The organism is Streptomyces sp. NPDC001858, from assembly GCF_053594615.1.
In genome coordinates, this window is sequence record NZ_JBSFEV010000028.1 from 120,747 (window position 1) to 129,672 (window position 8,926).

An 8,926-nucleotide genomic window follows, 5' to 3' on the forward strand; every position below is an offset into this window, starting at 1 on the left:
TCCAACGTGTGAACTGCTATCCGCGTCCCGAGGAGAACACGACAGCGATGAGACGAATCCGTTTGGTGGTGCCCCTGGCGGTGGGCCTCGCGCTCGCTGCCGCGACCGTCCCACCGGTGTCGGCGGGCACCGCACCTCCGCCCGGCTCCACGGCCACGCCCGCCACCGCCGCGAGCCGAGCGGCGACGGTACATCTGATCACGGGCGACACGGTCACGGTGGCCACCGCGTCCGACGGCCGGCAGACGGCCTCGGTCCGGCCCGGCGCCGGGCGCGGTGACATCGTTTTCCGCACGATCGAGCAGAACGGCCACCTGAGCGTGCTGCCCTCCGACGCCGAGCCGCTGGTCTCCGCCGGCCGTCTGGACCGGGAGCTGTTCGACGTCACCGCCCTCGTGGCACAGCGCTACGACGACGCGCACACCACCGCGCTGCCGCTGATCGTGGACCGCTCGGAAGGGGCCCCCGCCCCCACCCTGCGCAAGCTCACCGGCTTCGCCGACCCGGCCGAGAAGGTCCGCGAACTCGACAGCATCGACGCGCGGTCCCTGCGCGTCGCGCAGGACGACCTGAGCCGGTTCTGGGCCGAACTCACCCCGAACGGGCAGCGCACGACGGCCTCCGCGCTCGCCGCGGTGCCCCGGGTCCGGCTCGACGGCCGGGTCGGCGCCGTCCTGGACCGCAGCACCGGCCAGATCGGCGCACCGGCCGTCTGGGCGGCCGGCTATCACGGCGAGGGCGTCAGGACCGCGGTCCTGGACACCGGCGTGGACCAGTCCCACCCCGACCTGGTCGGCAGGGTCGCCGAGGCCAAGGACTTCTCCGGCAGCACCGGCACCGGTGACGTGTTCGGACACGGGACGCATGTGGCGTCCATCGTCGGCGGCACCGGCGCCGCGTCCGGCGGCGCCCGCAAGGGCGTCGCCCCCGCCGCGGACCTGCTCGTCGGCAAGGTCCTCGGGGACAACGGATACGGCACGCAGTCCCAGGTGATCGCGGGCATGGAATGGGCGGCGGCCGAGGGCGCCGAGATCATCAGCATGAGCCTCGGCTCCGACCAGCCCAGCGACGGCACGGACCCGATGAGCCAGGCGCTGAACGAGCTCAGCCGCAGCACCGGGGCGCTGTTCGTGGTCGCCGCCGGCAACAACGGCGCGGCCGGTCCGGGCACCATCGGCTCACCCGGCGCGGCCGACGAGGCCCTGACGGTCGGCGCGGTGGACGACGCCGACGCGCTGGCGGCCTTCTCCAGCCGGGGACCCCGGCTCGGCGACGGCGCGGTCAAACCCGATGTGACCGCCCCCGGCGTCGGCATCGTCGCCGCGCGCGCCGCGGGCACCACGATGGGCACGCCGGTCGACGAGTACTACGTCGCGGCCTCCGGCACCTCCATGGCCACCCCGCACGTCGCCGGCGCCGCGGCCCTGATCGCCCAGCGGCATCCCGACTGGAGCGGCGCGCGGATCAAGGACGCGCTCATCAGCAGCGCCCGCACGATCCCCGGCCAGAAGGTCACCGAGCAGGGCAGCGGACGCATCGACGCGGCCGCCGCCGCGCTGGGCCCGGTCGTCGCGACCGGCACCCTCCCCCTCGGATCCGTCGAGGTCGGCGCCGAACCGCGCACCGCCACGCTGGAGTACACCAACGCCTCCGGCGCCGAGATCACCCTCGCCCTGAAGCCGGCACTGACCGACGCCGCCGGCAAGGCCGTCCCGGCCGAGGCGCTCAAGCTCGGCACGACCTCGCTGCGCGTTCCCGCCGGCGGGACGGCACAGGTCCCCCTGACCGTCGACCCGGCCAAGGCCGGACAGGGCAAGTACTACGGCTACGTCACCGCCACCCCGGCCGCCGGCCAGGCAGCCGTGCACACCACCCTCAGCCTGATCGTGCGCGGTCCCACGCACCGGCTCACCGTGAAGACCTACGACACCGAGGGCCGGCTCGTCCCCGGCGCCCTGCCGACGATCTGGGGCGCCGACGGCTTCGCCGCGTACACGGACCTCGACAACGCCGTCGCCGAGGTCGAAGAGGGCACCTACCAGCTGAGCACCACCTTCCTGACCACCGCGCACGACGGCCAGGAGCTGCGCGAAGTGGTGCTCCCCGAGGTCAAGGTCACCAAGGACACGGCCGTCGTCGTCGACGCCCGCAAGACCACCCGGGTCGACATCCGCACGCCCCGCCCCGCCGAGCAGCGCGGCATCCTCAGCTATCAGACGTACCGCTCCATCAGCGGCAACGGCCTGCTTCAGGGCGTGATGTTCTTCGACAACGCGAAGCGGCTGTACGTCAGCCCGACGGCCACCGTCAAGGACGGTGCCTTCGAGTTCGTGTCCCGGTGGCAGCTCGTCGCGCCGCTCCTGGAGACCACCGCCAACGGTCTGCCGGGCAAGCTGAACTCCTACTACATGCCCGCCTCCCCGACGTTCGGCGACAGCGGAGCCACGCTGACGGCCGTCGACGCGGGCACCGTCGACAGGCCCGTCCTGAAGCAGGTCCGCGGCAAGGTCGCGGTCGTCACCGACGTGGCGGGGGAGGGCGGCCAGTCGCTCATCGCACGCCTCGCGGCGGCGGGCGCCCGCGCCGTGCTCGTCGTCCACTTCAGCGACAACCCCTGGACCCGCTGGCAGCCGGACGGCGACCGCTGGGCGCTGCCCACCGTCCGGATCGGCGCCGACACGGGAGCGGCCCTGCTGCGGCGGATCCACCGCGGCGCCACGAAGGTGACCTTCCAGGGCACCGCGCGCAGCCCCTACCTGTACGACGTCACGCAGGTCTCCTCGCAGCGCGTCCCCGAGCAGGTCGTCCACACCGTCAGCAAGTCCAACAGCGCGGTGGTGCAGAGCACGTACGCGGCCAACAACGGCTCCGGCTGGGCGAGCGAGCAGCGCTTCGGCTGGCGGCCCGCCCAGCAGACGGCCTGGCTGCAGTACTCCCGCCATGTGCCGACCGGCTTCAAGCGGACCGAGTACGTCAGCGCCGGTGACACGACGTGGCAGCACCTCGTCCACCACACCGTGATGTACACCCAGGACCTGGAGCTCGGCGACGGCATGCGCGACAACCCGCGCACCTACCGGGCCGGCGCCGAGACGGCGGAGACCTGGCAGGGCGCGGTCGTGCGCCCGTCGATCCCGCGCGGGACCACGACGCCGACGGTGCGCGACGGAAACGTCCTGAAGCTGCGCATCCCGGAGTTCACGGACTCGCAGTCGGGCCACTGGTCGCGCCCCACGGCGTCCGGCGGAGTCGGCGGCGCCTCGGACACCGCCCCGTCCGGCGACAGCGCCACGGCCGTGCTGTACCGCAACGGCAAGAAGCTCGCGGACCTCGGTTCCGCCTGGGCGGACGCGCAGGTGCCCGTCGGCACGGCCGACTACCGGCTCGACCTCACGACGGACCGGAACTCCCCCGACTGGCAGTACGCCACCTCCACCGCCACCTCCTGGTCCTTCCGCTCGGGGAAGACCGACGGCGCCACCCCGCTGGCCCTGCTGCAACTCGACTACGCCGTACCGGTCGACGCGCACAACACGGTCACCGCGGCCGGCTCCTACGACCTCGGCGTCACGGTGCGCTCGCAGGACGGACTCGCCGCCCCGCGAGGCGTCACCGCCCGCGTCGAGACCTCGTTCGACGACGGACGCACCTGGCAGACCGCCGAGGTGCGCGAGCGCGGCCAGAACGCCTTCCGCGCCGTGGTCCGCGGCCTGCCCAAGGACCGGAAGGAGGCGTATGTGACGCTCCGCGTCACCGCGCGGGACGCCGCCGGCAACACCGTCCGCCAGACCGTCCGGCGCGCGTTCGCGCAGCACCGGTAACACTGCCGGACCTTGCGGGGGCGGGCCGTCACGGCCCGCCCCCGCCCTCTTTCCCCTCACCCCCGCTCGCAGAACAGGTCGCGCACCCCGTGCAGTACAGTCTTCAACGGTCCACGCCATGGGTACCGGGGAGGGCGCGCGTGCTGGAAGCAGTTGGCCTTTCTCCGGAACAGGAGTCCGTCTACCGGCTCCTGGTGACCTTCGACCGTGCCACGGTCGACGACATCACCGAGCGCACCGCGACCACGCGCGCCGAGGGCCTGCGCGTCCTGGAGACGCTCACCGAGATGGGACTCGCCACCGGCACCGACGGCACGCCCCGCGTGTTCCGTGCCGTACCCCCGGACGTCGCCCTCCTGCCCCGCATCAAGAACAACGCCGACGCCCTGCACGTCGCCCAGATGGAAGCCGGCCGGCTGGTCGAGACCTACCGCGAGACGGCCCGCCGGCACGACGCCGGGCAGCTCCTCGAAGTCATCACCGGCGCGGCGGCCCTGCGCCAGCACCTGAAACGGATTCAGGCCGACTCGCGGCACGAGATGCTGTGGCTCTGCAAGGCGCAGTACGTGGCGATGCCCTCCGGCACCAACACGGAGGAGTACGAGGCGCTGGCCCGCGGAGTCTCGTACCGCGTGCTGTACGAGAAGGACTTCTTCGCCGACGAGGGCGCCGTGGCGAACGTGGTGGCCGGGGTCCGGGCCGGCGAGCAGGCCCGCTCGGTCCCTCAGCTGCCGCTCCGCCTCGCGATCGCGGACCGCTCGGTCGCCGTCTTCCCGCTGGTCCCCGGCGGCCCCAACGGCAACCCCGGCGAACCGACCACCGCGCTGGTGCGCGACAGCAACCTGCTGAGCGCCCTGGTCGCGCTGTTCGAGAGCTACTGGGAGAACGCCGTCCCGCTCACCGTCGCGGACACGGCCATCCTGGAGGCCGACGACTCCAGTACCTCCGCATCGCTCTCCCCGACGGACCGGCAACTGCTGTCCCTGCTGGTCGCCGGAGTCGCGGACAAGGCGATCGCCTCCCAGCTGAACCTCAGCAGGCGGACGGTCCAGCGCCGCGTCCAACGCCTCATGGAACTCGCCGGAGCCGGAACCCGCATGCAGCTCGCCTGGCAGGCGGCACGGCGGGGCTGGCTCTGACCCACGGCCCGCCGGGTGGTCCTCCTCGCTCCGTGCGGAGGGCCGTCCGCACGGAACGAGGAGGCGATCGGGGAGGGCGATCGGAGGGCGATCGCCAGGGCGCCGTGCCTACCCGAGCTTCACCGGGGCCGGGAAGTAGCCGGCCCCCGCGAAGAACTCCGTGTACCTGCCGAACAGTTCGGCGTCGATCTCCGGGCACACGATGCCCGTGCCGGCCAGCGCGGCCTCCGTCGCGCCGACGTCCATCCGCATGTACAGGGCCTCGCCCGCCGTCATATAACTCCGGAAGATGTCGATCACCGGGAAGAGCGCGTTGTCCCGGTCCGCGCGCACCGTCGCCACGAACTCGTCCCAGGACACCTCGTCCAGGACGTAGCCGGACTCGCGCAGCCGCGCCACCATGTCCGCGAAACCGATCGCCACCGGGTTGAACAGATGGAACGTCTCGCCGTTCGCCGTGCGGGACAGCGCCAGGACGGCCGCGCTGACGTAGTCCACCGGCACCATCGGGAACAGCGCGTTCGCCCCGGCCGGCAGCGCCCGCGCCTGCAGACTGCCCTTCAGGCTCAGCCAGACGAAGTCACGGGTCTGGCAGGCGCCGTCCGTCTGCGCCCCGGACACGACGTCGGCCCGGTAGACCGACACCGGCAGCCCGCGCTCCCGGGCCAGCCCGATGATCTTCTCGGCGACGTACTTGCTCTGCCGGTACCCGTTGGTCAGCTCCTCCGGCGGACCGGTGGGGTCCTGCGGCGACAGCCCGGCGCCGTCGGGCGCCGGCCGGGCGAAGACGCCGGTGCTCGACACATAGTGCAACGGGACCGTCCGATGCAGCGCGGCGAGCCGGAGCGCCTCCTCGGTGCCGGTCACATTGGCGGCCTTCAACGACGCGTACGGATGCAGCCAGTTGACCGTGGCGCCCGCGTGGTAGACCACGTCGACCTCCCGGGCGAGCCGGTCGAACCGCTCCGCGCCGAGACCGAAACGCGGCTCGGCCAGGTCGCCGGTGACGACCGACAGCCGGTCGCCGTCGATCTCGTCCCAGATCCCGTACCAGGTCAGATTGGCGCGCAGCCGGCCGAGCGCGGTCGCCTCGTCGGCCCCGCGCACCAGACAGTGCACGGTGGCCCCGGTCTCCCGCATCAGATCCCTGAGCAGGAAGGCCCCGACGAACCCGGTCGCACCGGTGAGGAACACCTGCCCGGGGTCGGCGACCACACTGACGACGTCCTCGGCCGGGACCACGTCCGCGGCGAGCCGCACCTCGGCCGCGAAGTCCACCGCGGACCGCGTGGCGCCCTCCGTCCGGCGCGCGAGCTCCGCTCCCAGGTACTCGACCAGCGCCGCGGGGGTGCCGTGGTCGAACAACAGGGTCGGCGCGAGGCGCAGGCCCGTCTCGCCCTCCAGCCGGTTGCGCAGCTCGACCGCGGTCAGCGAGTCGAACCCCAGCGCGGTGAAGGCGCTGGTGGCGGCGATCCCGTCGGTTCCGCCGTGGCCCAGGATCGCGGCCGCCGCGGTGCGCACCAGGTCCAGCAGGAGCTCGCGCCGACCGGACTCGTCGAGCGGGGCGAGACGGGCCGCGAGCAGCCCGGTGCTCTCGGCCGTCGCGCTCACCGCACGCCGGGCCGGCCTGCGCACCAGACCCCGCAACACCGGCAGCACCGGGCCCGGTTGCCGCTGGATCAGGGCGACGTCCAGATGCATCGGCACCGTCGTCGGGTGCGGGCAGCCGAGCGCCGCGTCGAACAGCGCGGGGCCCTCGGCCGGGGAGATCGGCCGCAGGCCGGACTGCGTCGCCCGGTTCCAGTCCACCTCGGACAGCCGGGACGCCATGCCGTGCTGCTGCGCCCACGCCGCCCAGGCCAGGGAGTCGGCCGGCCGCCCGTGCGCCCTGCGGTGCTGGGCAAGCCCGTCGAGGAACAGGTTGGCGGCCGAGTAGTTCGCCTGCCCCGGTGAGCCGACGACACCGGCGACGGAGGAGAACAGCACGAACAGTGCGAGGTCGCTGCCGGCGGTGAGTTCGTGCAGGTGCCAGGCGGCGTCGACTTTGGGGCGGAGTACGGAGGTGATGCGGTCGGGGGTGAGGGCGGTGATGATGCCGTCGTCGATGACGCCGGCGGTGTGGACGATGCCGGTGAGGGGGTGGTCGGTGGGGATGGAGTCGAGGAGGGTGGCGAGTGCGGAGCGGTCGGCGGCGTCGCAGGCGGTGATGCGGACGGTGGCGCCGAGGGCGGTGAGTTCGTGGGCGAGTGCGTCGGCTCCGGGGGTGTCGGGGCCGCGTCGGCTGGTGAGGAGGAGGTGGGTGACGCCGTGGTCGGTGACCAGGTGCCGGGCGAAGAGGGCGCCCAGCGCGCCGGTGCCGCCGGTGACGAGAACCGTTCCCTCCGGCCGCAGCTGCGGCCGTGCCGCCGGGCCGGCCGCGCGCACCCTGGCCAGCCGGGGGGTGCTCGCCCGTCCCGCGCGGACGGCCAACTGCTCGTGGCCGGCCGCGACGGCGAGCGGGAGCCGCTCGGCGCTCGCCGGGTCGCCGTCCAGGTCGATCAGCGTGATCCGGCCGGGGTTCTCGGCCTGGGCCGACCTGACCAGCCCCCACACCGGGGCCGAGCCGAGCTCGACGTCCTCGCCGTCGTGGGTGCCGACGGCGCCGGTCGTGACCAGCACCAGCCGGGACGTCCCGCACGCCAGCGCGTCCTGCACCAGCTCCAGCGCCCGCACGGTGCTGCGATGCGCCGCCTGGGCCGGGTCCCGTCCGGCCGCCTCGTCGATCAGGGCGACGACGACGTCCTCGCCGGCGTCCGCGACGCTCGCCACGCGACGGCCGAGGCCGGGCGGCAGGGCGTCTCCCAGCACGGCCAGCCGAGCGGGGATGAGGTCCTCCGGTTCGGGGAGAGCGACCGGCGACCAGACCACGTGGAACAGGGAGTCACCCGTCGCATCGTCGAGTGCTGCGGCTTGTGCACCTGTGCCTTCTGTGCCTTCTGCGGCTTGTAGTGCTGGTGTTGCTTGTGTTGCTTGTGTGACGGCGGCTGCCGCGGGGTGCTGCTTCAACGCGCGGACCTCCGCGACCGGTTCGCCGGCGTCGTCGGCCAGCCACAGCCGGAACGCGTCCTGACCCTTGGGCCGGATCCAGACCCGGAGCGAGCGCGGACCGACGGCGTGCAGGTCGAAACCGTGCCAGGACAGACCGGCGGTGTCGTGTCCGGCGGCGAGCAGCGGGTGCAGCGCGGAGTCGAGCAGCGCGGGATGGATCCCGAACGTGTCCGCGTCCGTGTCCTCGGGGAGACGGACCTCCGCGAACAGGTCCTCGCCCCGCTGCCACATCGCCCGCAGCCCCTGGAACGCCGGCCCGTGCGCATGCCCCTTCTCATCGAGCCGCCGATAGAGGTCGTCGAGCGGGGTCGGGGTCGCGCCGGGCGGCGGCCAGGCGTCGAGGAGGACCGCGGGCGGGGGCGTCGGCTCGGTGAGCAGACCCGTGGCGTGGACCTCCCAGGACGCGTCCGGGTCGTCCCGGTCCGGCCGGGAGCCGACCGTGATCCGCCGGCGGCCGTCCGCGCCGGGCGCGCCCAGGGTCACCTGTACCTGCACTCCGCCGCTGTCCGGGACGGTCAGCGCGGTGTCGATCGTCAGTTCCGCGACGCCGGAGCAGCCGACCTCGTCGCCGGCCCGGACCGCCAGCTCGGCGAGGACCGCCGACGGCAGCGTCGCCGTGCCGCCGACGCGGTGGTCGGCGAGCCAGGGGTGGGTGTGCAGCGAGAGCCGCCCGGTGAACACCGCGCCGTCCCCGCCGACCAGCGCGATGGCCGTCGTCAGCAGCGGGTGTCCCGGCTCCTTCAGACCGAGTCCGACGGTGTTCCGCGCACCCGTCGACGTGCTGTCCAGCCAGTAGTGCTGGTGTTGGAAGGGGTAGGTGGGCAGGTCGACGGCGGTGGCGGTGCCGGGCGCGAACAGCCGCTGCCAGTCGACGGTGTG

At 73.5% G+C, this 8,926-nt stretch carries 3 protein-coding genes; 2 read left to right on the plus strand and 1 reads right to left on the minus strand.

Features of this window, described 5'->3' with window-relative positions:
* Nucleotides 1-47 precede the first annotated feature (47 nt).
* Entirely contained in the window at nucleotides 48-3,821 is a 3,774-nt protein-coding gene (locus ACWCPF_RS31635) for a S8 family serine peptidase (protein WP_451048518.1), read from the plus strand.
* Between the two features lie 140 nt (nucleotides 3,822-3,961).
* Entirely contained in the window at nucleotides 3,962-4,960 is a 999-nt protein-coding gene (locus ACWCPF_RS31640; RefSeq protein ID WP_451048519.1) for a helix-turn-helix domain-containing protein, read from the plus strand.
* 108 nt (nucleotides 4,961-5,068) lie between these two features.
* Here the strand turns inward: ACWCPF_RS31640 and ACWCPF_RS31645 are convergent.
* Nucleotides 5,069-8,926 (minus strand): thioester reductase domain-containing protein (locus ACWCPF_RS31645; protein ID WP_451048520.1); only part of this gene is annotated, 3,858 nt, incomplete at its 5' end.